Consider the following 22873-nt stretch of genomic DNA (forward strand, 5'->3'; position numbering starts at 1 on the left):
GTGGATATCGACAGCCTGCTGGCTGCCGCCGCTGATGATTTGCAGAGCAAGCTTGACGCTGCCCAGCCCGAAGAGGCCCCTGTGCAAGCGCCCGCGCCTGCCCCGGAACCCCAGCCCGATCTGAATGCAGACCTTGACAGCCTGCTGGCTGCTGTGACTGGCGGTGCGGCCCCTGCCGCTGAGCCGCAGGAAGGCGTTTCCGATGTTCTGCTCCACCCCGAGCTGGAACTCATGACTGACGCCCAGCCAGAGCCTGTTGCCGAAGCATTTCCCGACTCTTTGCCCGAACAGGCTGTGGAACTGCCTACAGATTTTGACGCGCTTCTGGCTGCCGCTGCGGACGAAGCCGCCACCGACCAAGCGGATGTGGTCCCTGCGGATGCCGCCCCGGCAGACATACAGGGCATTATGGCAGATGCCTCCGTTCAGGCAGAATCCGATGTATTTGAGTCCGTTGCGGCTGCTGAACCAGCGCAGGCCAATGACCTTCCCCTGCTTGAACCCGATGAAATCCTGCCGCCGGATGCCAACTTGCAGGCAGAGCCTTCAGTGGATGAACCTGCCGGAGCCGACCTTTTCACGGCCGAGCCTGCCGAAGTGGAAGCTGTCGAAGTGGAGCATGTTGCGGCAGATATGCCGGAAAGCGCCGGGCAGTTCGCTTATGAACCTGCATTCAGGCCTCAGGCGGCCCCTGTTGCGGATTCGACAGATACTGCAGCTGACGGTGCAGCCGTAGCTGTGTCTGGCGCAGCCCTTGAGGCTGTCATGGAACAGGCCAAAGAGGCCTCGTCCCACGCCATTGACGCCTTTGCCCAGGCATTTGACGCCTCCACGCGCGCGGCAGACGCTGCCGAAACAGCAAGCAAGCTCACGGCACGCGTTGAGCAGTGCGAGGCCGCGCTACAGGAAGCCGGGGATCGCATCATCGCGCTGGAAACCGCCCTGGAAGCGCAGATACACGCATCACAGGAACTGGCCGCCAACAGCCTGCCCCGTCAGGAACTGGAAGACATGTTTGTTGAGGGCCATCCCCTGTACCAGAGCCTCATGGATTGCATCAGTAAGGCGGTTGCCGCAGCCCTGGCATCTGCCCCGGCCCAGCAGACCGAACATGACGATGCGCAATCGCTTGTGGAAGAGCACCTGCAACCCGTTGTCACTGCCGCCCGCAGCGCAACTGCGCGCATAGATGCCCTTGAAACCCGGCTGGATGCCCTTGAACCACGCTTCAACGACAGGGTGGAACGGGCCGCGGCTGCGGCTGCGGCGCGCATACTGCGCGAAGAAATCGGCAGACTGCTCGAAGATCAGTAAGGGGCTTTTTGCCCTATGCAGCCGCCCGAACTATTCCGGGGTGTTAGCGCAGGTTGGCAGCAGAGCTGCCCGTCTGATCTGCGCGATTTTTGGAGCCCCTTGGCAATGCGCCTGCAAACCGAACCAGATTCGCCCATTGCCTAAGGCCTGCTTCAATCACTGCTCCGCCGGCAGCGGGTATTTCAAGGTAAGAAGGCACCAGGCGCACAGGCATGTCGGCCTTGCCAATGGCAGGCGGAACGCATATGCTGTTGCGCGGTTTCGCGGGCGCTGTCCCGCGATTCTCAATCAATAAAACAAAGGGGCGGGGGCTGTTGCTTCCGTTTCTTAACCCGTCCAGGCAATACCCGCTGTGGGTCACGGCCGTTCCCCAAAGGGGCGGGTTTTTCATATTTGCCGCGCCCTTCAGGGCCGGAAGCTGAGGCCATATGGATAAGGATCGCAAGGAAGCCCTTCAGGTTGCCAAGGAACTGACCGCCAAATTCATAGAAACGCGCACGGTTTCCCCCAGCAATTTTGCTGAGGTATTTCCTTCGGTCTATCGTGTTGTCTGCGCCGCCATCGGTGTGGATGCCGACCAGGACAAGGCCGGGAAATAACGTGGAATCTCCCCGCAACACCGCTACGGAAACTGTTGTCAAACCTGCGCACGATGCGGCGGTGGCTGGCATGTTTGGCCGTATTGTGCCTTTTTATGACCTGCTGAACCGCGTGCTCAGCCTCGGGCTTGACCAGTACTGGCGCAAGGTGCTGGCGCAAAACGTGCGCCTCGGCGATACCGGGCGCGTACTGGATCTGGCGGCCGGCACGCTGGATGTTTCCCTTGCCATTCGCCGCCGCCACCCCTCGGCCATTGTTCCGGCCATGGATTTTTGCCCGCCCATGCTGGTGCGCGGCAGCCGCAAACTCAAGAACGCCAACGCCCGCAGTATCCTGCCCGTTGCAGCAGACGCCAAGCGCCTGCCCCTGCCCGATGCTTCAGTTGACTGCATCACCATTGCCTTTGGCATCCGCAACATCCTGCCCCGCGAGGCGGCCTTTGCCGAAATGCTGCGCGTTCTGCGCCCCGGCGGCAGGGCCTGCATCCTTGAATTCGGTTCCGGGCAGGAGCGCATCTGGGGCGGCCTGTACAACGTGTATCTCAACCACCTGCTGCCCAGGGTTGGCAAAGTATTTTCAAAAGATCCCGGCGCGTACGAGTACCTTGCCGATACAATCCGCAAGTTTCCCTCGGCCCTCAGCCTTGAAAAAGAAATGCGTGCAGCGGGCTTTGAACGTGCATGGCACGAAAAGCTCACGTCCGGCATTGTCTGCCTGCACGTGGGCGAAAAGGCACGCTAGAGCAAATTGGCGTGAAAAAGCATGCCGTTTTCTTGCCATCTGACGGCAAACGGCATCTGAAGGCTCACCATGCGGCAAGCCAGACACGATGGTGGGGTAATCAGGCCTTAGTGCGAGGCCAGCGCCACCAGACCAAGTCCCACGGCCAGGGCGATCAGCCCGAGGACACGGAGGCGGCTTTCCGGCTGGGGCAGCAATTGCAGCAGGGCGCGCCGCATGCCGCCGGGAAAGAGTGTCCAGCAAAGGCCCTCAATAACGATGGCCAGACCAAGAGCGCGGAGAAAAAGGGCGTAATCGAGTTTCATGGTTTTCTGGTGACGGAAAACCAGCCTTTTGTAAAGGAACGAATCATGGCTGCTCACACGGCGCTGCAAAACGGCACAGACATGACCTGCCGGGATTATCCCGCAGGCTCGTTCTGCCCAGCCCTGCGCCCGGCAAACAGCAGCCGAAGGCAGTAATCCTGTGAGCCTGCTACTTTGCGCCGCCACCGGCCCGGAACTGGCGGGCCTTGTGCCCGGTTTTTCTCCGGCGGGGCTTGCCGCGCCAGCACGGGAAACAACTGAAAGCCCGGCAAAATCCTGGCCAGAAATGCACCTCTGGCCAGTGCGCCTCAAATGTGGCGACGCGCTGTGCTGCATTACCGGGGTTGGCCCCATTAACGCAGCGCTGGCCATGGGCATGGCCCTTTGCAGGGCTAAAGCCGAGGGCACGCCCATTACAGCAGTGCTCAACGCGGGTCTTGCGGGAGCCTTTGATCTGGCAGAGCGCCCGCTTTTGGGGCTGTGCATGGTGAACGAAGAAATCTGGCCGGAATACGGCCTGCACGATGGGCGCTCCGTCACCGCCGAAGCTTTTGGCTTTCCGCAGTGGCAGCCCGCGACCGGGCCTGCGGTGCGCAACCGCCTGCCCCTGGCAGGGCCGGAAGCGCTGGAACGCTTTGGCGCGCGGCAACAACCGGATGTTTTTTTGCCCTGTACATCGCTCACAGTTGCCGGGGTCAGCGCGAGTTTTGCCAGAGCGGCAGACCTGCGCGCCCGCTACCGGGCTGATCTGGAAAATATGGAAGGCTTTGCCGTGGCGTATGCCTGCGCCCGCGAGGGCATACCTTGTGTGGAGGCACGCAGCGTTTCCAACAAGGTCGGGCCACGCGCCAATGACGAAAAGGATTTTCCCGGCGCGCTACGCGCGCTCACGCGGGTTTTGCCCGCGCTTAACCTTATCTGAGTAGCATATGATCCAACTGAAAGCACGTCTGGCCCTTGAGCTGCCCGGCATCAACCGCGCTCTGAACAAGGCAGTGGACACCCTGCCGGAACCGGTGCGGCCTGTGGCCCGGCACATTTTTGATGCGGGCGGCAAGCGCCTGCGGCCCCTGCTCACTGTGCTCACGGCCCGCCTGCTGGGCCATGAGGCCAAAAGCATACAGGATCTGGCGATCACGCTGGAGATGCTCCACGCCGCGACCCTGCTGCACGACGATGTGCTGGACAATGCGGTAAGCCGCCGTGGCAAGCCCGCTGCGCATACGCTGTTTGATGTTTCCAGCGTCATTCTTGCGGGCGATGCCCTGCTGGCCGGTGCCAACGCCCTGGTGGCCAATTATGACGACACGCGCCTGACCCGCTGTTTCTCGGAAGCCACCAGCCGCACGGCGGCGGGTGAAATTCTCGAAATCGCGGCCCAGCGCCGTGTTGATTCGAGCAGCGCCGACTATGAAGACATGGTGCGCGGCAAAACGGCCTGGCTTATCCGCGCTGCCTGTGAAATGGGCGCGCTCGCCGCCGGGGCCGACGATGCGGCAGTGGCCGCTGCCGCCGCCTATGGCGAAAACCTTGGCATGGCCTTTCAGATGGTTGACGATGCCCTTGATTTCGCGCCAGAAAGCGTGACCGGCAAGCCCACTGGCGGCGATGTGCGCGAGGGCAAGCTCACGCCGCCCCTGCGCCTCTACCGCGACAGCCTGAGCACCGCAGAACGCAGCGCCTTTGACGCCGCCTTTTGCGCAGGGCTGATGACGGAAACCGATGCCGCCAGCATTGCCGAGAGCATCCGGCAGGCCGGACACGACGACGCCGTGCGCCGTCAGGCCGATGAATTTCTTGACGCGGCCAGGCAGGCATTAGAAACTCTGCCTGACAGGCCCGAGCGCGAGCTTATGCGCCAGATGGCCGACTACGTGCGCGACAGAAAAAAGTAAGCAGCCAAACCAAGAGGAATGCAAATCATGCTCTATAGGGTGGAAACCGGCCCCCGCGCCGGACTTGACGATACCCAGGGCCGCAAGACGGCCCAGCACCTGCGCAAGGCGCTGAACATTTCTGTTTCTGGCGTTCGCCAGATCAAGGTCTTTACGGCTGACGGGCTTGATGCCGCGCAGGTGGCCCGTCTGCTGAACGAAAGCATCTGGCACGACCCCATCCTTCAGGAAGCCTCCCTTGAGCCGCTGCCCCTGCTTGACCCTGCTGCAGACTGGTTTGTGGAAGTGGGCTTTCGCCCCGGCGTGACGGATAACGAGGCCCGCACCGCGCGCGACACTGCCGCCATGGTGCTGGACATCCCGCGCGACAGCCTGCGCGTGTATACCGCCGTGCAGTACCGCATCAGCAGCGACAAAGCCGCGCCCCTCACCCGCGAGCAGGTAGACATGCTGGCCCGCGACCTTTTGTGCAACACGCTCATCCAGCGCTACCGCATCAAGAGCCGTCAGGAATGGGACGCCCAGCCCGGCTTTGAAGCTCAGGCCGCCAGGGTTACGGGCGAAATCAACGAAACCGTTGACACCATCGCCCTTTCAGCCATGGACGATGAAGCCCTGACCAAGGCCAGCCGCGAAAATACCTGGGCGCTCAACCTCAAGGAAATGCACAGCATCCGCGCTCAGTTCACCGCGCAGGAAGAAGCCGACCGCCGCAAGGCCCTTGGCCTGCCCGCCGACCCCACGGATGTGGAAATGGAAGTGCTGGCCCAGACATGGTCCGAGCACTGCAAGCACAAGATTTTCGCCTCGCGCATCAATTATACCGATGCCGCCACGGGCCGCAGCGAAGTGGTGGACAACCTCTACAAGACCTGCATCCGCGACGCCACGGCCATGCTGCGCGAGCGCATGGGCGAAGACGACTACTGCAAGTCCGTTTTCAAGGACAACGCGGGCGTTATCGCCTTTATCAACGGCTACGATGCCTGCATCAAGGTTGAAACCCACAACAGCCCTTCGGCGCTCGACCCGTACGGCGGCGCGCTCACCGGCATTGTGGGCGTAAACCGCGACCCCATGGGCACCGGCATGGGCGCGGAACTGGTGTGCAATACGGACGTGTTCTGCTTTGCCTCGCCCTTCCACGATAAAAACCTGCCCCCGCGCCTGCTGCACCCCCGCCGCGTGCTGGAAGGCGTGCGCGAAGGCGTGGAGCACGGCGGCAACAAGTCGGGCATTCCCACGGTCAACGGTTCGCTGGTTTTTGACGAGCGCTATCTTGGCAAGCCGCTGGTATACTGCGGCACCGTGGGCATCATCCCCGCAGAGATTCATGGCCGCCCCGGCTGGTTCAAGCAGGCCGAGGAAGGCGACTACATTGTTATGACCGGCGGCCGCATCGGCAAGGACGGCATCCACGGCGCAACCTTCTCTTCTGAAGAGCTGCACGAAGGCTCGCCCGCCACTGCGGTGCAGATCGGCGACCCCATCACCCAGCGCAAGATGTACGACTTCATCATGCGCGCCCGCGATTTGGGCCTGTACCACGCCATCACCGACAACGGCGCTGGCGGCCTTTCCTCCTCAGTGGGCGAAATGGCCGAGGACACCGGCGGCTGTGTGCTGGATATCGCCAAAGCCCCGCTGAAATATGATGGCCTGCGCCCCTGGGAGATTCTGCTTTCTGAAGCGCAGGAACGCATGACCCTGGCCGTTTCGCCGGAAAAGCTCGACGAATTCATGGCCCTTGCCGCCCGCATGGATGTGGAAGCCACAGCCCTTGGCCGCTTCACCACCTCCGGCTTCTTTGAAGTGCGCTACCACGACCGCATCATTGCCTCCATGCCCATGGAATTCATGCACGACGGCGTGCCGCAGCTTGAGCTTGAAGCCGAATGGAAGGCTCCCGAAATCACCGATGTCACCGTGGACGTGGCCGAAGTTGAGCAGACCGCCTTTTTGCAGCGCATGCTCGGCACGCTCAATATCTGCTCCAAGGAATACATCATCCGCCAGTATGACCACGAGGTGCGTGGCGGCAGCGTGGTGAAGCCCCTCGTGGGCGTCAAGCGCGACGGCCCGGCAGACGCGGGCGTTATCCGCCCCCTGCTGGAATCGGACGCGGGCCTTGTGATCTCCCACGGCATCTGCCCCAAATTCAGCGATTACGACACCTACTGGATGATGGCCAACGCCATGGACGAAGCCATCCGCAACGCCGTTGCCGTGGGTGCGGACCCCGACGCTCTGGCGGGCGTGGACAACTTCTGCTGGTGCGACCCGGTGGTCAGCCCCTCCAACCCCGATGGACGCTACAAGCTGGCTCAGCTTGTACGCGCCTGCCGCGCCCTGCGCCAGTTCTCGCTGGCCTACGGCGTGCCGTGCATCTCGGGCAAGGACTCCATGAAAAACGACTACACTGGCGGCGGCGAGCGCATTTCCATTCCGCCCACGGTGCTGTTCTCCATTCTTGGCGTCATCCGCAACGTCACTGCGGCCCAGACCTCTGACTTCAAGCAACCCGGCGATGCCATCTACGTGCTCGGCGGCACTTGGCGTGAAATGGCTGGCAGTGAAGCAGCTACCGAACTGGGCCTCAAGGGTGGCCGCGTTCCCCATGTGGACGCCTCCAACGCCATGCTGCGCTACCGCGCGGTCAACGCCCTCATGGGCCAGCGCGCCATTTCCGCCTGCCACGACTGCTCTGACGGCGGCCTTGCCGTAGCCATTGCAGAAATGTGCATCGGCGGCCGCCTGGGTGCGGAAATCAACCTTGATGCCGTGCCAGCCCTTGAAGCCATGAACGTGACCGAACTGCTCTACAGCGAAAGCGCCAGCCGCCTGGTTGTGAGCGTCAAGCCCGATCTGGCCATGATTCTCGATGCGCTGGGAATGTGGCAGCCCTGCACCCGCATTGGTACTGTCACCGGTAACGGTCAACTGACCATGAAATCCGGCGACAGCATCATCGTCAACTCTTCGGTGGAAGATCTGGCCCGCGCCTTCAAGCGTACGCTGGACTGGTAACACCGCTGCGACTGAACTGTCGGGGCAGGTGGCTTTGCGGCCGCCTGCCCTTTTTTATTTGGTGGAATCCGGCGCTGTTCTCTGCATTTTTGCATAAATATTTCTGCTGCGCACAGGGCTTTTTCCTCGGCTTCATGCCAGTTCGCCACGCCGCTCGAGCATGCCGATTTCATACTCCCCTACTGCATTTTTGACATTTTCTAGACTATCTTTTTCAATAACTATTTGAATTAAAAGATTTTATCAGTTTGACATGGAGTATTTTTTTACTGTATAGTGCCTCCACAAAGAACAGGCATTCCCCTGGGGAACCGATGGACGTTGAGCGCAAGGCGCGCTTGCTGCCATCATTGGAAGGTTCCTGGGGTCAGAACCGCGGGCGCGGTTCGTCCGGCAATTTCGCTGGCCAGCCTCGAACACTAACAAAGGAACGATCATGAAGTATTCACGCTGGCCATTAGTGCTGGCGGCCATAGCCTTATGCATGCTTTTGGCCTCCCCCATGAACGCCGACGCGGCTTCACAAAGCGCTCCCTCCGATCAAAAGCATTCGAACGCTACCCCCCACGCCGCCAAAAAGTCCTCCGGCGACACTGAAACTCGCAAATCCAAACGCGAAAAGACCAGTGACAAAACCGCCTCTTCGCACAGCTCGCGCTCCAAGCGCGATAAAGCTGAATCGCGCTCCAAATCCAAGCAACGCAAATCCTCATCCACTGCGTCCTTATCCGAAAAAGAACGCCGGGATAGCACCGACAGCCGTGATATCTGGCTGAAACGCGCTCAGGAGAGCGAAATCATGTCCGGCAAGGCCTCCTGGTACGGACGGGATTTCCACGGCGGCTCCACCGCCAGCGGGCTTGATTACGACATGTATACCTTTACCGCCGCGCACCGCACCCTGCCCATGGGCACGGTTGTTCGCGTCACCGACCAGAATAACGGCAAGAGCGTTATGGTCTGCGTGACGGACAGAGGCCCCTTTGTGCGCGGGCGCATCATTGATCTTTCCTTTGCCGCAGCGCAACAGATTGATATTGATGACAAAGGCATCAGCAAGGTCAAGCTGGAAGTCATCAGCGACGAAAGCGGCACGCCCCTCAAACCCGATGAAGCATATTTTGTACGCTACAACGCCGCTCAGGGTGATGAAAAAATCGGCCCCTTCCGCGCATTTGCGGATGCTGCGGCCATGCATGAAGCACTGCGCCAGGTTCACCCCGAGGCTGAAGTGGTCATGGATCAATCCAAGTAACAGCGCAATACCTTCCGCGCTGCACACGCGCGAAAACGTCCCCGGTTTGTACCGGGGACGTTTTTTTATGCCGTGCGCAAGCTTGCCACACTGCGGCTTCCCCGGTATGGAATCTGTTTGTTGTTCCCCACCAAGAAGGATGTCATGGGCTTTTTTTACAGTATTCTTTCTTCTGCGGCCTTTGGCCTTATCCCACTGTTTACACTACCGCTGATGCATGGCGGCGTTTCAGGGCCTTCCGCCCTGTTCTATCGCTTTGCCATTGCCACTGTGGTGCTGGGCATAGTGCTTGCCGTACGCGGCGAAAGATTCAGCGCGCGCGGCATTGATCTGTGCAAACTTGCTGGCATGAGTTCCATGTATACCATGGCGGCCCTGCTCTTTTTTTGGGGATTCAAGCACATGCCGAGCGGCGTTGTGGCAACGCTGCAATTTACCTATCCAGTCATGGTCATGCTGATCATGATTGTGTTTTATCACGAGCGCTTCTCGTGGATCACGGCCCTGTCCATCCTGCTGGCAATCGCTGGCGTTTATCTGCTCTGCGGCGGAAGTGATGGCGACATGGGCGGGGCAAGCCTGCTGGCCGTGGCCCTGCTTCTGCTTTCCGCACTGTGCAACGCCGTATACATCACAACCATTTATGCCGCGCGCATTCCCAACATGAGCGGGCTTGTGATGACTTTTTACGTGCTGGCCTTTGGGGCGGTTATTTCCGGGGCCAACGCCCTGTTGTCAGGCTCGTTCCAGCCCCTGCACTCATGGTGGGAACTGCTGCTCGCAACTTTGCTGGCCGTAGTGACAGCCGTTATTTCAAACCTCACTCTCATTCTTGCCGTACAGCGCATTGGCTCCACGCTGACATCCATCCTTGGCGTTATGGAGCCTGTAACCGCCGTGGTGGTGGGCATTCTGGTGTTCAGCGAGCCGTTCAGCATGTCGCTGGTCGCAGGGGTGGCCTTTATTGCCGCATCGGTTGTACTGGTCATGCTCGGCAAACAGATAACGGCCTTTTTTCAGCGCCACAAACACGCATAAAAAAGCGCGGCAAACATAATTTGCCGCGCTTTTTTATTTTTTTGCTGCCAGAACGCTACAGCTCTGCGGGTTCATACCCCAAGGCCCGAGCCAATAATTCGGTATAGCTCATAACCCTGAGTTTGCCCTGACCAGCACCGCGCAGGGCCACAGTGCAGCCGGAACAGGCGCATACAAGAGCGTCAACGCCGCCATCCAGCGCTGCCGCCACTATCCGGTCAGGCTGATTTTTGCAGCATAGGCCGCCCGCAACATCCAGGACTTCAAGCCCTTCCACCCCTTCAAGAAACTGTCTGTAAGCTGACCAGTTTAATGACGTCTGCGGAAAGGGCCTGCGATACGAGGTGTGGCATCCTTCAAAATAGGCCACTTTCAAGGGATTGACCCGCAAGCTCTGCCCTTTCAGGGCATCCAGCAGCACGTCAAGAATATAGTTGTGGGAAACATCGCCATCGGCATCAACCGACTTGGCCACATGCGCGCAGCCAGCACAGCAGTATGCGAGGCGGGATGCGCCCTTTTGCGCTGCCGCCTTGCTGTTGCCCCGCACAAAACCCTGGGCGGCTTCTACCATCTGCGGCCTGTCCTCTGAGGCGACCTGATGCAGCAGGGGCAAACCGCAGCAGTTTTCTTTCTCCAGCCAGGTGTGGGCCATGCCAAGACGCCCCAAAATCCACGCCACCTCGCGCAGAATATTGGGCGTGCTGAATGGCCTGTAGCAGCCGAAAACCAACGCCAAATCCGCCTGTTGCGGCGCACCTGCAAAACCGTTGGCTGCCAGAGCCATTGTCCGCAACATCTGCGGCGCGCCGTGCTGGCCTGTGGCTGCAACTTCCTGAAGCTGCGTTTCAAGATCTCTGCCGCACGCGATTTTAACTACCCAATCGCTCAGCTTGCCTGTGGTCGATTTCATGATTCCGCCTCTATGCCCTTATGTAAACGTTTGCATGGTAAAAACCACAAAAGGCCGCCCGATGGTGCGGACGGCCTTTTTGAAATGGTTCGGAGCAGCGGCTACAGCCGCTCCACAACCTTGTCGCCCATTTCTTTGCAACCCAGCAGGGTTTTGCCGGGTTCCATAATGTCGCCAGTGCGGAAACCATCGGCCAGAGCCTTGCGCACTGCCGCCTCGATGGCATCGGCTTCTTTGCCCATATCAAAGCCAAGGCGCAGCATCATGGCCCCGGAAAGAATGGTGGCAAGAGGGTTGGCCTTGTTCTGCCCCGCGATGTCGGGGGCGGAGCCGTGGATGGGTTCAAACAGGCCGGGGCCGGAAGCGCCCATGGAGGCCGAGGGCAGCATGCCCAGCGAGCCGGTGATAACCGAGGCTTCGTCAGACAGGATATCGCCAAAAATATTGCCCGTGAGGATCACGTCAAACTGCGAAGGATCGCGCACAAGCTGCATGGCGGCATTGTCCACGTACATGTGAGTCAGTTCCACATCCGCATACTGGCGGTGCGTTTCAATGACCACTTCCTTCCACAGGCGCGAGGTTTCCAGCACGTTGCTCTTTTCCACAGAGCAGACCTTGTTGCGGCGTTTGCGCGCCGTTTCAAAGGCCACCGTAGCAATACGGCGGATTTCTTCCTCGTTGTACACCATGGTATTGTAGCCGGTGCGCAGGCCATCGCGCATTTCCTGTCCGCGCGGCTCGCCAAAATAGATGTCGCCGGTCAGTTCGCGCACAACCACGAGGTCAAGGCCCTTGGCGGCGATGTCGGCACGCAACAGGCACGCGCCTGCCAGTTCGGGCAGCAGCATAGCAGGACGCAGGTTGGCAAAAAGCTCAAGCTCCTTGCGAATGCGCAGCAGGCCTTTTTCCGGGCGTTTTTCGGGCGCGAGGGCGTCCCACTTGGGGCCGCCCACAGCCGCCAGAAAAACGGCATCGGCATTGCGGCACTTGCGCACGGTTTCTTCCGGCAGGGGGTCGCCAGCCGCATCAATGGCGGAACCGCCGATGTGCGCGGTGTCGAAAACAAATTCGTGGTCAAACTTTTCGGCGGCGGCCTTCAAAACCTTAACACCTTCGGCCAGAATCTCCGGGCCGATGCCGTCACCCGGCAAGAGGCAGATGGTCTTTTTCATGGTATATCCTTGAACTCAATTCTTTCTGTTGATGCTCATTTTCTTATCATTATCCGATTACCAGCTCTTTTTTACATGAAGATTTTTACGCCAGAACAAGGAAAAATGGGGTTTGCCGGCAGGAGTATACTCTTACGGTATTCGACTGGAGGCAAAAGCCCGTTTTGACGCAGTTCTGGCCAAAAATATCTTGTAAAAATTGGATTTTTGTTCTCTGGCAAGGCAGATAATCCTTTTTGCGCAGGGAGTGTACTCTCATGGTACTCGACCGGAGTAAAAAGGATTATCTAACGCCGCCAGAGGGCAAAAGGCCAATTTAGGCCAAACGTTCCTTGACGTAGCCTACCAATCCGCCCTTATCCAGAATGGCAGCCATGGACTTGGGCAGCGGGGGGCAGGTTATCTGCGCACCGTTGGTCAGATCGCGGATAATACCGGTGGTGGCGTCGATTTCCAGCTCGTCGCCGTCATTGATCTTGTCCACGTCGTCGCCCACTTCCATGAGCAACAGGCCCATATTGAAGGAGTTTCGGTAAAAAATGCGCGCAAAGCTGTGGCCGATCACCACGTGCATGCCCGCGCCAAGAATGGCGATAGGCGCATGCTCGCGGGAGGAACCGCAGCCAAAGTTGCGGCCTGCGACCATGATGTCGCCGGGGGTCACGCGCTTGACCCAGTCTGGCTCAAGGCCGGACATGCAGTTTTCGCCCAGCTTTTTGGAATCGGTGGTGACCAGAAAACGCGCGGGAATGATAGCGTCCGTATCAATGTGCTCGCCCACTTTGTGGGCCTTACCTTTGTAATTCATGAGGCTGTCCTTCTTTCTCTGCGCCGGGCTCGGTGGGCCGTGGCGCAGGCAGGTGCTGATGTGTGCTGCCTACAGCTGATCAGGCCCGGCCACGCAACCCGCAATGGCCGAAGCGGCTGCCACGATGGGGCTTGCCAGATAAACCTCGGAACTCAGGCTGCCCATGCGGCCCTTGAAATTGCGGTTGGTGGTGGCCACGGCGCGTTCGCCATCGCCCAAGATGCCCATGTGGCCGCCAAGGCAGGGGCCGCATGTGCAGGGGCCGACCACGCAGCCGGATTCCATGAAGGTTTCGATGAGGCCTTCCTTGAGGCACTGCTTCCACACCGTGGGCGTGGAGGGCAGCACAATGCAGCGCAGGTGCTTGGCAACCTTGCGGCCCCGCAGCACTTCGGCGGCATCGCGCATGTCGCTGATGCGGCCATTGGTGCAGGAGCCGATAACCACCTGCTGGATGGGCGTGTTGCGCACCTCGGAGACAGGCTTGACGTTGGAGGGCAGGTGCGGGCAGGCTACCACAGGCTCCTTGCCGGTCACGTCAATATTGACCACGCGCTCGTAAACAGCGCCTGGGTCTGCGGCCAAATCCTGCGTCAGGCCAGGGCGCTTGTGCTCCGCGCAGTAGGCGCGCGTTTTGGCGTCCACCGCAAACAGGCCCACCTTGCCGCCCGCTTCAATGGCCATGTTTGCCATGCACAGGCGGCCTTCAACAGAAAGGTCATCCACCACAGAGCCACCAAATTCCAGGGCCTTGTAGAGAGCGCCGTCCACGCCGATAGCGCCGATGAGCATGAGCATGAGATCCTTGCCGCGCAGCCACTTGGGCATCTGGCCGTCAATATTGACGCGGATGGTGGACGGCACCTTGAACCAGGTTTCTCCCAGCGCCATCGCGGCGGCGATATCGGTAGAGCCCATGCCCGTGGCAAAAGCGCCGATGCCGCCGTAGGTGCAGGTATGGCTGTCTGCGCCAATGACCACATCGCCGGGGCCAACAAGGCCCTGCTCGGGCAGCAGGGTGTGTTCCACGCCGCAGTCGCCGCCTTCATAATAGTGGGTGATGTTCTGTTCTTCGGCGAACTTGCGGGTCACCATGACCTGATTGGCGGAATCAATATCTTTTTGCGGCGTAAAGTGATCCATGACCAGAGCAATCTTGTCTTTGTCAAAAACCTTTTCCGCGCCCATTCCCTTGAAAGATTTGATGGCCAGCGGCCCGGTGATGTCGTTGGCGAGCACCAGCGACACGCGGCACTGAACAATCTGGCCGTCCTGTTCCACAACTTCGTCTGTGTGGGCTTGCAAAATTTTTTGCGCAAGCGTCTGTGGCATGATCTACTCCTTTCATCCTGGCTCCACCGAGGGGGGCGCGGCGAATACGGTGTTTCGTAAGGCGCGGCAAAAACCGAGCGCCTGTTTTTTATTTGCTCGCACAGGCTTTGCCTGCGGGGCGCGGGTACGTCTTGGCCCACAGGCCTGCCGCCCCCAGGGGGGCAGACCCGTTGCAGACCAGAGGAACAACCCTTAATCGTGCTGGCAGTGCAGCCTCGGCCCTTCCTGCTCCTTCTTGAACAGGTGGTTAAGGGCATTGACGTAGGCACGTGCGCTGGCAACAAAAATATCCGGATGGGTACCGCGCCCCACGGCGCTCACTTCGCCCTCGCGAAGACGCACAGTAACTTCGCCCTGAGCATCGGTGCCGCCGGTGATGGCGTTGATGGCGTACTGCTCAAGCTCGGGCTGGCGGCCCACCATGTCGGCGATCACGTTGAACAGGGCGTCCACAGGGCCAACGCCAAAGCCAGCGCCGCTGCTTTCAATCCCCTTGATGTCCATGATGACGGCAGCCGTGGGCGGCACGCCGCCCGCATCGGAACTCTGCACGCTCACATGGCGCAGGCGGAAAAGATCGGGCATGCGGTAGACTTCTTCCTGCACGAGGGCCATGAGGTCATCGTCGTGCAGGGTTTTCTTGCGGTCGGCCAGCTGCTTCACAGCTTCAAACACGAGGTTGAGCTGCTCGTCGTCCAGCTTGTAGCCCATGCTCTCAAACTTGTTGCGCACTGCGTTGCGGCCAGAGTGCTTGCCGATCACAAGATTGCTCTCGGTGCGGCCCACAGACTGCGGGGTCATGATCTCGTAAGTTTCGCGGTTCTTGAGCATGCCGTCCTGATGGATGCCCGACTCGTGCGCAAAGGCGTTGGCGCCCACAATGGCCTTGTTGTTGGCAATGGGCTGACCAATGGTCATGGAAAGCAGGCGGCACGAGGGGTAAAGCTGCTCGGTGACGATGTTGTGCTCAAGCTGGTAATAATCGTGGCGCACACGCAGGTTCATGACCACTTCTTCAAGGGCGGCGTTGCCGGCGCGCTCGCCAATACCGCACAGCGTAACCTCTGCCTGGCGCACGCCCACACGGAAGGCGGCAAGCGTGTTGGCCACGGCAAGGCCGAGGTCGTTGTGGCAGTGCACGCTGAAGATGGCCTTGTCGCTGTTGGGCGTGTTCTTGATGACGTGGTCAAGCAGCGCGGCGTATTCCTGCGGCTCGGCATAGCCCACGGTATCGGGCAGATTGATGGTGCTGGCCCCGGCCTTGATGGCGGCCTCGACCACGCGGCAGGCAAAATCGCCTTCGGTGCGTGAAAAATCCTCAAGGGAAAATTCCACGTTGCTGGTATATGTGGCGCAGCGTTTGACGCCCTCGACGATCATTTTAAGAACGTCTTCGGGATCTTTGCGCAGCTTGTGCTTCATGTGCAGGGGAGAGGTGGACAAAAAGACATGGATGCGGGGATTTTTAGCCACTTTTACGGCTTCCCAGCAGCGGTCGATATCATTGGGAACGCAACGGGCAAGCCCCGCCACCTGGATGTCGCCAGCCTGTGAGGCAATGCGCTGCACAGACTCGAAATCGCCGGGGCTGGAGGCGGGAAAGCCCGCTTCCATAATGTCAACGCCGAGCACTTCAAGCTGGTGGGCTACACGCAGCTTTTCCTGCAAGTTCATGGTGGCGCCGGGCGACTGCTCGCCATCGCGCAAAGTGGTGTCGAAAAAATAGACGCGGTTGTTCATGACAAACTCCTCTGGTTCTGACAAAGATGGCTATATCTTGCATAACGGCCACCGTAAAGGGCGGCTGTCCAGGGGAGCGTTTCCGCCCTTAGGGGGCGGCAACCGTTACGCAACCTCAATCGCTCTGGGGCGATAGGGCGCGTAGTAGCTGACGATTGCGGCGGGGAAGGATGACGAAGGTGTAGACAACGCCGCCAATGATGTAGACGGCGCAAAGCACAAATCCCATGACGCGCGGAAAGGAAATGACCGTTCCGAGCACAAGCAGGAAGAAAAGCATGGTGCGGATGGGATGGGCGCGCAGGAAATCATATTCCTTGAAGGAAAAATAGCGCACCTTGCTGACCATCAAAACCCCTACGCCAATGGCGAGAAAAAGGGTCATATAGGGCAGGGCCGAAGCCATGATAGCAGGGAAATGCGCGGCGCAAAAAACAAAGGTAACTACAGTGCAGCCGCCCGCAGGAATGGGCAGGCCGATAAAAAAGCGCTTGCCCACAGCCGCAGTGCTCACGTTAAAACGCGCAAGGCGCAAAGCGCCGCAGGCAGCGTAAATGAAGGCGGCGGCAAGCCCCATGCGGCCAAGGGCCGAAAGTTCCCACTGCCACATGAGCATGGCCGGGGCAATACCAAAGGCCACAAGATCGGAAAGCGAATCGTACTGAACGCCGAACTCGCTGGCCGTATTGGTGAGGCGGGCAACCTTGCCGTCCAGACCGTCCATGACGGCAGAGAGCAGGATGGCGAAGCAGGCCGATTCAAAACGTCCCTGCACGGCCCAGACCATGGACAAAAAGCCGAGAAACATGCTCAACGTCGTGATCATGTTCGGCAGGAGGTATACTCCCTTGCGCGGCTTTTTAACTTCCGGGGCCATCATTCACCATCTTTATAAACTAAGTGCCGGTCTGTCGGCTTTTGAGCGCGGCATTGGGGGCGCGTTTTTCGGCTGGGCTACTTCGCTCTGGCCACCACGCTCTGCCCGGCGAAGACCTGTTCGCCGATGCGCGTGGCCGCAACATATCCCTGAGGAAGGTAAAGGTCAACTCGCGAACCAAAGCGGATCATGCCGTAGCGTTCCCCCCGCGCAAGGGCGTCGCCCTCGTCAACGCGGCAGACAATGCGGCGGGCGATAAGCCCGGCGATCTGCACCATGGTCCAGGGATTGCCGTCCGCATCGCGCATGCTGTAGGCGCAGCGCTCATTGTGCGTCGAGGCTTTGTCAAAAGCGGCGTTGACGAACGCGCCGGGAAAATAGCGGATACCCTCGACCGTTCCCGCCACGGGGGCGCGGTTTACGTGCACGCTGAACACGTTCATAAAAATGCTTATGCACAGCTTGGGTTCATCGGTGAAGGGGTCGGGGCGCTCCTCAATGCGGATAACCTTGCCGTCCGCAGGGCTTACGGCAAGCCCCTCACCCTGGGGCACAACCCGCTCGGGATCGCGGAAAAAGTGCATGCTGAACCAGAAGAGGGCCAGAAAAATCACGGCCAGAAGCCACCAGCCCATGCAGGCAAAAACCAAAGCGCTGAACGCGGTAAGGCCGATGCAAGGCCAACCTTCGGGGGTGATGCCGCAATTGGGTGCACGCATGGCGACTCCTGTATAAATTGTCGTAGCCAGCAAAAGCCGGACAACGCTTGAATAAAAAAGGACAAGTGCTGAATGTGCTACATACCCTGCGTTTTTCTGCAAGGCAAGCCCGCATGTGGATGCCGTGCCCCAAGAATGCAGGCGGGCGAAGAGGCAACATTGTCACGATGCAGCGGAGAACATGCCTGCGGGGGCGGCACCCGCAGAATCCCGGATTTGCCCGAAGGAAGCGCGCCTCAGCCCCTGTTGCAGAGTTTTTGCGACACAGCTATACTGTGCTTATGAACAAAAAATCCGTTGCCTGCCTTTTTGTACTACTGCTGGCCGCCGTTGGCGGGATGGGCGGTTGCGGCCCCAAGGACATCGGCGCGGGTTCCTCCAGCGAAAACGATTCGCAGCCGCAGGGAGTGAGCGTGGAAGATCAGTTGCGCTACCCGGTGTACGGATCAAACAATACCCAGCGCATGCTCTATTATCAAAACCGCCCCGATGTCATGGCCAACATGCAGCAATGGCGCATGCAGCAGTTTCGCCGCATGAACGGCCTTGATACGGACGTAAACCCCGAAGACCCGCAATACAGGGCTGTGCCCAAGCAGCGCAGCCCGTTCAGGCAGTAATACATGGATCCGATAACTCACGCCGCAAGCGGCGCGGTGGCCATGCTTGCCATGCCCAACCGCCCCGCGAGCCGCTGGGCTGTGCCTCTGGCCGCCCTGGCCGCCGCCTCTCCCGATGTTGATGTGCTGATGGCGAACACCCCCCTGCAATTTTTGCTGTTGCACCGGGGCATTACGCATTCCCTGTTTTTTGCTCCGCTGCTGGGCCTGGTTCTTGCGCTCGTGGGCTGCTCGCTGTGGCGGACGCAAACACCCGGCCACTGGCGGTTTGCAAAAACATGGCTGTTCATGACGGCTATGGTCTTGCTGCATATCTGGCTGGACTGCATCACCACCTACGGCACCATGATCTTTCTGCCTTTCTCGCACATGCGGATGCGGCTGAACGCGGTGTTTATCATTGACCTGCTGGTCACCCTGCCGCTGCTGTGGGCCATCTGGCGCTGGCGCGCACGGCGCGGCCTCCTGCTGATGGCAATGGCGTGGCTCTTTGTCTATCCCGGCATTTCCATAGGCCTCAACGCATGGCATACGGCGCAGACCCGCGAGCGCCTCACGGCGGAAGGCCGCGCACCTCAGGAAATTGTGGTGCTGCCGGATGCCTTTTCGCCCTTTTTCTGGCGCGCCCTGTATTCAGAAGCCACACCCAACGGGGGCATGGTGTACACTCAGGGCATGAACGCCCTTGGTTCCCCCCGAGGCCCGGAAGTTGCCGCCACGGCCCTGCCCGAGAGCCTTGCCCGTGACCTTGCGCGGCAGTCTGTTGTGGCTGATGCTTTTCTGAATTTCACCCTGCTGCCTGTGGTGGCTCCCCTGCCAGCAGACATGCTGCCCGCCGATAATCCGCAGGCAACGCAGGCAGCAAACGCCCCGGCCCCCAGCTATGTGATGATCCACGACCAGAGGTTTGGCAGCAGCCTTGCCATTGTGCACAAGATCATGAACATGCGCCCGAGTGCGGATATTCCGTTTAAATATATGGCGGAACTGGCCCCTGCGCCGCAGCCTGCTGAATCAGACACCCTTGCCGAAAATTCCGCCCAGGAAAACGCCACAACCGCCGGGCCAATCATATCCACAATCGCCGCTTTTCCGCAGCGACTGTTGCGGGAACGGATGCGTTTTTCTGACAGCAGACGCGATTCTTTCTGGCAAGCGCCCCGCCCGCCTACAAGTCCCACTCTGTTGCAATGGCTTGTGGGCTTGCGCTGAGCCTTTGTTTGTCTGGCCCGATGCCCACACGACTCAATGCCCAGCCGGAATATTCTCCATCCGGAAAACTGCGGCGGGCAAAGCAATCACAGGCGCAATGACTCCCATTGCTTTTTGGGATAGCATCAATAGTTGCTCCCGAGTGCTGCGTTTTTCCAGCAAGGCATGCGGAGCGCATATTTGAAACAACATCCCGGCAGCCCGCGCTGCGGGAATTTTTTGAGGTATCAATGAACGACAACTTTACGCATCTCGACAGCCAGGGCAACGTCACCATGGTGGATGTGGGCGCCAAAACACCCACAGAACGCGTAGCCATAGCTGAAGCTGTGGTGGAACTGGCCCCGGCCACCATGGAACTACTGATCAAAAACGCCCTGCCCAAGGGCGATGTGCTCACCTGCGCCAAAATTGGCGGCATCATGGCTGCCAAGCGCACAGGCGAGCTTATCCCCATGTGCCACCCACTTAACCTCACCTATGTGGACGTGCGCTTTACCGTAACAGAAATGCCGCCCACGGTGCGTATTGAAGCGGAAACCCGCACGGTCGGCCCCACCGGGGTGGAGATGGAAGCCATTGTTGCGGCCCAGACCGCAGCGGCCACCATTTACGACATGTGCAAGGCCGTGCAGCGGGATATCGTTATCAGCCGTGTACGCCTGCTGCACAAACGCGGCGGCAAAAGCGGCGAATTCAACGCCTCGGATATTGACGCATGAACCTCGCTCAAATCGACCCCGTAGCCCTTTCCATAGGCAGCCTGCAGTTGCGTTGGTACGGGCTTATGTATCTGGCGGGCTTTGGTCTTGGATGGGCGCTTGGCCGCTGGCGCGCCTCGCGCCCCGGCTCCGGCTGGACAGCCCCCGATGTGGATGACCTGCTGACCTGCGTGATGATCGGCATCATCCTGGGAGGCAGAATCGGCTACGTGCTGTTTTATGATCTGCCTGTCTACATCAGCGACCCCATGGAAATTCTGCGCATCTGGAACGGCGGCATGTCCTTTCATGGCGGGCTGCTGGGCGTGCTTGGCGCATTCTGGTATTTTGCCCGCTCGCGGGGCAGGTCGTTTCTGGAAGTATCTGACTTCATCGCCCCGCTGGTGCCGCAGGGCCTCTTTTTCGGGCGGCTCGGCAACTTTATCAACGGCGAGTTGTGGGGCAAGGTCAGCGACGTGCCGTGGGCCATTGTGTTTCCCGGCGCCGGGCCTAATCCGCGCCATCCATCGCAGCTTTACGAGGCTGCGCTTGAAGGACTGGTGCTCTTTTTCATGGTTTGGATTTTTTCGTCCAAGCCACGAAAAACGGGCGCGGTCTCCGGCCTGTTTGCCCTGGGCTACGGCGTATTCCGCTTTGCCGTGGAATTTGTGCGCATGCCTGACGTGCAGCTTGGCTATCTGGCCTTTGGCTGGCTGACCATGGGCCAACTGCTCTGCGTGCCGCTCATACTGGCGGGTCTGTGGCTGCTGTGCCGCAAGGCCCCGGTGCTTGCACCCCACGTGCCCCCCGTGGAGAACAAACCCCGCCCCGGCGGCAAATCTTCCAGCGGCAAATCATCAAAGGGACGCAAGAAATAACTTTCAACCCGTGCAGTGACAGCGGGCGCTGTTTGCGCGCCGATTATCCCCCGAGCAGGGGCACCGGCGTGTTGACAGCGCTCCGCTTTTTTGTGAAGCTGACCGGCGTTTATCCACATCATATTTTGGAGTACTCATGGCCAAGGAAGGATCAATCGAAGTAGACGGCGTGGTGCAGGAAGCTCTGCCCAACGCCATGTTCCGTGTGGAACTGGAGAACGGCCACGAAGTTCTGGCCCACATTTCTGGCAAGATGCGCAAGTTTTATATCCGCATTCTGCCCGGCGACCGCGTCAAGGTGGAGCTTTCCCCTTACGACCTCACCCGCGGGCGCATCACCTACCGCATGAAGTAGCTGCGGGCGCGGCGGCTTTTTCCGCCACCAGAGTGGCCTTTTGCGCCATTGGCCGCGCCCTCTTGCAGCTTTCCACCTATTCTGTGGCCCTGCCCTCGCGGCCTACACAAGGCCCAGCACACGCAGCAGAGCCACGCACAGCAAGGCCCACACGCCAGCCACAACATCATCGATCATGATGCCAAACCCGGCGGGCAGCCAGTTTTCAGAAGCCCGCACGGGCCACGGCTTGCAAATGTCGAACAGCCGGAAAAAGGCAAAAGCCGCCAGCACCAGCCAGAAACTGGGGCTTTCAAAAGGCAGCAGCACAAGCCACACCCCCACCAACTCGTCGATGACAACCTCGCCGGGGTCTTTGCGCTCAAGCAAATGCTCGGCGCGGGTGGAGGCCAAGCCGCCGACCACAAAAATCACGACCAGCAGCACGACCCGCCACGGCAGGGACAAGGGCAGAAAAATATACGGCGCCAGCAGGCAGGCTATGGCCGTGCCCCACGTGCCGGGAGCCTTGGGGTCAAGCCCGGCCACGCCCAGACGGCAAAACGACAGGATCAGCTTGTCAAAAAAACTCATGCGGCCTCCGCTATGTGCGTGTTTTTTGTGCACCTTACGCCCAAAGGGCCCGCAAGACCAGCACTGAAGACATCCACGCGCAATTATTGCCTAAAGGGCTTCTTTGCCGTATATGCAAGCGCATGGACAAAAACCGCAGCGAACTTTTTGCCCACTTCAGCTATGACGACAGCCTCACATACGAGGCCCTGCTTGAAGTGGAGGAAGAACTGACCCGCGAGGTTGAGCAGTTGCTCCAGCGGGCCGGGGCGGCCCATCTGGACTTTACGCCACTGGGCGATGCGCTTATGTTCCAGTGCGTTTTTGAAGCGCACAGACTGTATGTGTACCGCAAGATTGCGCTCGAAATTGCGGCCCTGCTGCCGCAGGGCGTACGCGGAAGGTTGCTGTGCCTGGACAAGAATTTTGAATCCATGCACGTTTTCTGGCTGCGCCCCGGCGAATGGCAGGAAGAGGAACGCCCTGTTCCCGAAGACCCGCCAAGCGGCCTCAAAACATGGCGCATTGCAGGCTCCGGCCCGCAGGATATGGACGGGGAAGAGCCGGACGCATAACAGATCATAGCGGCTCTCGCCGCTTGCCACGCGCAGCACATGCCCGGATGGTGGAATGGTAGACACAAGGGACTTAAAATCCCTCGGCTGTAAGGCTATGCGGGTTCGAGTCCCGCTCCGGGTACCATTGAATATCAAGGAAAATCCCGGATTCGTCATTTTGACGAATCCGGGATTTTGACTTTTTGGTCCACAGATGTGCCAATCCTCAAAAATGAAATGATTATTTATGAAAATGCCT

Annotated in this window: 22 protein-coding genes, 1 tRNA gene and 1 pseudogene; 15 read left to right on the plus strand and 9 right to left on the minus strand. The window is 59.6% G+C overall.

All coding sequences use genetic code 11. The features are described from left to right. The 3 genes and pseudogenes from NE637_RS04415 to NE637_RS04425 all read left to right on the plus strand — a co-directional run. A pseudogene (locus NE637_RS04415) lies at positions 1 to 1314 on the plus strand (hypothetical protein); the annotation flags it as partial. Positions 1315 to 1742: 428 nt separating this feature from the next. Continuing rightward, a complete protein-coding gene (locus NE637_RS04420) occupies positions 1743 to 1913 on the plus strand; it encodes a hypothetical protein (RefSeq protein WP_192112785.1) in 171 nt (56 codons plus the stop codon). Between the two features lies 1 nt (position 1914). Further along, entirely contained in the window at positions 1915 to 2655 is a 741-nt protein-coding gene (locus tag NE637_RS04425) for a ubiquinone/menaquinone biosynthesis methyltransferase (RefSeq protein ID WP_227118089.1), read from the plus strand. Between the two features lie 107 nt (positions 2656 to 2762). Here NE637_RS04425 and NE637_RS04430 read toward each other — a convergent pair whose 3' ends face one another. Beyond that, positions 2763 to 2960 (minus strand): DUF2065 domain-containing protein, encoded by a 198-nt coding sequence (locus NE637_RS04430; RefSeq protein WP_192112783.1) that lies wholly within the window; start codon positions 2958 to 2960, stop codon positions 2763 to 2765. Positions 2961 to 3120: 160 nt separating this feature from the next. Here NE637_RS04430 and mqnB point away from each other — a divergent pair, with 160 nt between their 5' ends. The 5 genes from mqnB to NE637_RS04455 all read left to right on the plus strand — a co-directional run bounded on the left by mqnB (position 3121) and on the right by NE637_RS04455 (position 10175). Next, the gene (gene mqnB / locus NE637_RS04435; RefSeq protein WP_215648418.1) at positions 3121 to 3882 is read left to right on the plus strand and encodes a futalosine hydrolase; all 762 of its coding nucleotides are present in this window, start codon (positions 3121 to 3123) and stop codon (positions 3880 to 3882) included. Positions 3883 to 3889: 7 nt separating this feature from the next. After that, positions 3890 to 4855 carry a polyprenyl synthetase family protein gene (locus NE637_RS04440; protein WP_227118088.1) on the plus strand — a complete coding sequence of 322 codons (966 nt, stop codon included), beginning with the start codon at positions 3890 to 3892 and terminating at the stop codon, positions 4853 to 4855. 27 nt (positions 4856 to 4882) lie between these two features. Then, on the plus strand, positions 4883 to 7882 hold the full coding sequence (locus NE637_RS04445) for an AIR synthase-related protein (RefSeq protein ID WP_227118087.1): 3000 nt from the start codon (positions 4883 to 4885) through the stop codon (positions 7880 to 7882). Positions 7883 to 8318: 436 nt separating this feature from the next. Next, positions 8319 to 9137 carry a septal ring lytic transglycosylase RlpA family protein gene (locus tag NE637_RS04450; protein WP_022659804.1) on the plus strand — a complete coding sequence of 273 codons (819 nt, stop codon included), beginning with the start codon at positions 8319 to 8321 and terminating at the stop codon, positions 9135 to 9137. A 144-nt stretch (positions 9138 to 9281) separates the two neighbouring features. Further along, on the plus strand, positions 9282 to 10175 hold the full coding sequence (locus NE637_RS04455) for a DMT family transporter (protein ID WP_227118086.1): 894 nt from the start codon (positions 9282 to 9284) through the stop codon (positions 10173 to 10175). A gap of 55 nt (positions 10176 to 10230) precedes the next feature. On the opposite strand, the gene NE637_RS04460 is transcribed toward NE637_RS04455, so the two are convergent. From NE637_RS04460 to NE637_RS04490, 7 genes are all read right to left on the minus strand, one after another. Then, complete coding sequence (locus NE637_RS04460) at positions 10231 to 11088, minus strand: heterodisulfide reductase-related iron-sulfur binding cluster (RefSeq protein WP_227118085.1); 858 nt, start codon at positions 11086 to 11088, stop codon at positions 10231 to 10233. 101 nt (positions 11089 to 11189) lie between these two features. After that, the gene (leuB, locus tag NE637_RS04465) at positions 11190 to 12263 is read right to left on the minus strand and encodes a 3-isopropylmalate dehydrogenase (protein ID WP_227118084.1); all 1074 of its coding nucleotides are present in this window, start codon (positions 12261 to 12263) and stop codon (positions 11190 to 11192) included. Positions 12264 to 12579: 316 nt separating this feature from the next. Continuing rightward, positions 12580 to 13071 carry a 3-isopropylmalate dehydratase small subunit gene (locus NE637_RS04470; protein WP_215648412.1) on the minus strand — a complete coding sequence of 164 codons (492 nt, stop codon included), beginning with the start codon at positions 13069 to 13071 and terminating at the stop codon, positions 12580 to 12582. 69 nt (positions 13072 to 13140) lie between these two features. Then, positions 13141 to 14403, minus strand: coding sequence for a 3-isopropylmalate dehydratase large subunit (locus NE637_RS04475; RefSeq protein ID WP_192112775.1), 1263 nt, complete (start codon positions 14401 to 14403; stop codon positions 13141 to 13143). Between the two features lie 192 nt (positions 14404 to 14595). Then, the gene (locus NE637_RS04480; protein ID WP_192112774.1) at positions 14596 to 16143 is read right to left on the minus strand and encodes a 2-isopropylmalate synthase; all 1548 of its coding nucleotides are present in this window, start codon (positions 16141 to 16143) and stop codon (positions 14596 to 14598) included. A 115-nt stretch (positions 16144 to 16258) separates the two neighbouring features. Continuing rightward, positions 16259 to 17023, minus strand: coding sequence for a CDP-diacylglycerol--serine O-phosphatidyltransferase (gene pssA / locus NE637_RS04485; RefSeq protein WP_371740808.1), 765 nt, complete (start codon positions 17021 to 17023; stop codon positions 16259 to 16261). 74 nt (positions 17024 to 17097) lie between these two features. Continuing rightward, complete coding sequence (locus NE637_RS04490; protein WP_215648408.1) at positions 17098 to 17739, minus strand: phosphatidylserine decarboxylase family protein; 642 nt, start codon at positions 17737 to 17739, stop codon at positions 17098 to 17100. Positions 17740 to 17996: 257 nt separating this feature from the next. Here NE637_RS04490 and NE637_RS04495 point away from each other — a divergent pair, with 257 nt between their 5' ends. The 5 genes from NE637_RS04495 to infA all read left to right on the plus strand — a co-directional run bounded on the left by NE637_RS04495 (position 17997) and on the right by infA (position 21505). Beyond that, on the plus strand, positions 17997 to 18359 hold the full coding sequence (locus NE637_RS04495) for a chemotaxis protein (protein ID WP_227124391.1): 363 nt from the start codon (positions 17997 to 17999) through the stop codon (positions 18357 to 18359). Positions 18360 to 18362: 3 nt separating this feature from the next. Continuing rightward, on the plus strand, positions 18363 to 19571 hold the full coding sequence (locus NE637_RS04500; RefSeq protein WP_227118082.1) for a metal-dependent hydrolase: 1209 nt from the start codon (positions 18363 to 18365) through the stop codon (positions 19569 to 19571). 230 nt (positions 19572 to 19801) lie between these two features. Beyond that, on the plus strand, positions 19802 to 20293 hold the full coding sequence (gene moaC / locus NE637_RS04505) for a cyclic pyranopterin monophosphate synthase MoaC (protein ID WP_027180997.1): 492 nt from the start codon (positions 19802 to 19804) through the stop codon (positions 20291 to 20293). Then, positions 20290 to 21150: a prolipoprotein diacylglyceryl transferase gene (gene lgt / locus NE637_RS04510; protein ID WP_227118081.1), complete on the plus strand. Its 861-nt coding sequence runs from the start codon at positions 20290 to 20292 to the stop codon at positions 21148 to 21150. The genes moaC and lgt overlap by 4 nt, the downstream gene beginning before the upstream one ends. A 136-nt stretch (positions 21151 to 21286) precedes the next feature. Next, positions 21287 to 21505, plus strand: a complete 219-nt coding sequence (gene infA, locus NE637_RS04515) for a translation initiation factor IF-1 (RefSeq protein ID WP_006008898.1) — start codon at positions 21287 to 21289, stop codon at positions 21503 to 21505. Between the two features lie 102 nt (positions 21506 to 21607). On the opposite strand, the gene NE637_RS04520 is transcribed toward infA, so the two are convergent. Then, positions 21608 to 22078, minus strand: a complete 471-nt coding sequence (locus NE637_RS04520; protein WP_192112769.1) for a phosphatidylglycerophosphatase A family protein — start codon at positions 22076 to 22078, stop codon at positions 21608 to 21610. Positions 22079 to 22200: 122 nt separating this feature from the next. On the opposite strand from NE637_RS04520, the gene NE637_RS04525 reads away from it, so the two are divergent. Further along, positions 22201 to 22632, plus strand: a complete 432-nt coding sequence (locus NE637_RS04525) for a hypothetical protein (protein WP_227118080.1) — start codon at positions 22201 to 22203, stop codon at positions 22630 to 22632. A 41-nt stretch (positions 22633 to 22673) separates the two neighbouring features. Continuing rightward, positions 22674 to 22759 (plus strand) — tRNA-Leu (locus NE637_RS04530). Positions 22760 to 22873 lie beyond the last annotated feature (114 nt).

The sequence above is a fragment of the Desulfovibrio desulfuricans genome, from assembly GCF_024460775.1.
In the GTDB taxonomy this organism is placed as follows: Bacteria; Desulfobacterota; Desulfovibrionia; order Desulfovibrionales; family Desulfovibrionaceae; genus Desulfovibrio; species Desulfovibrio desulfuricans_E.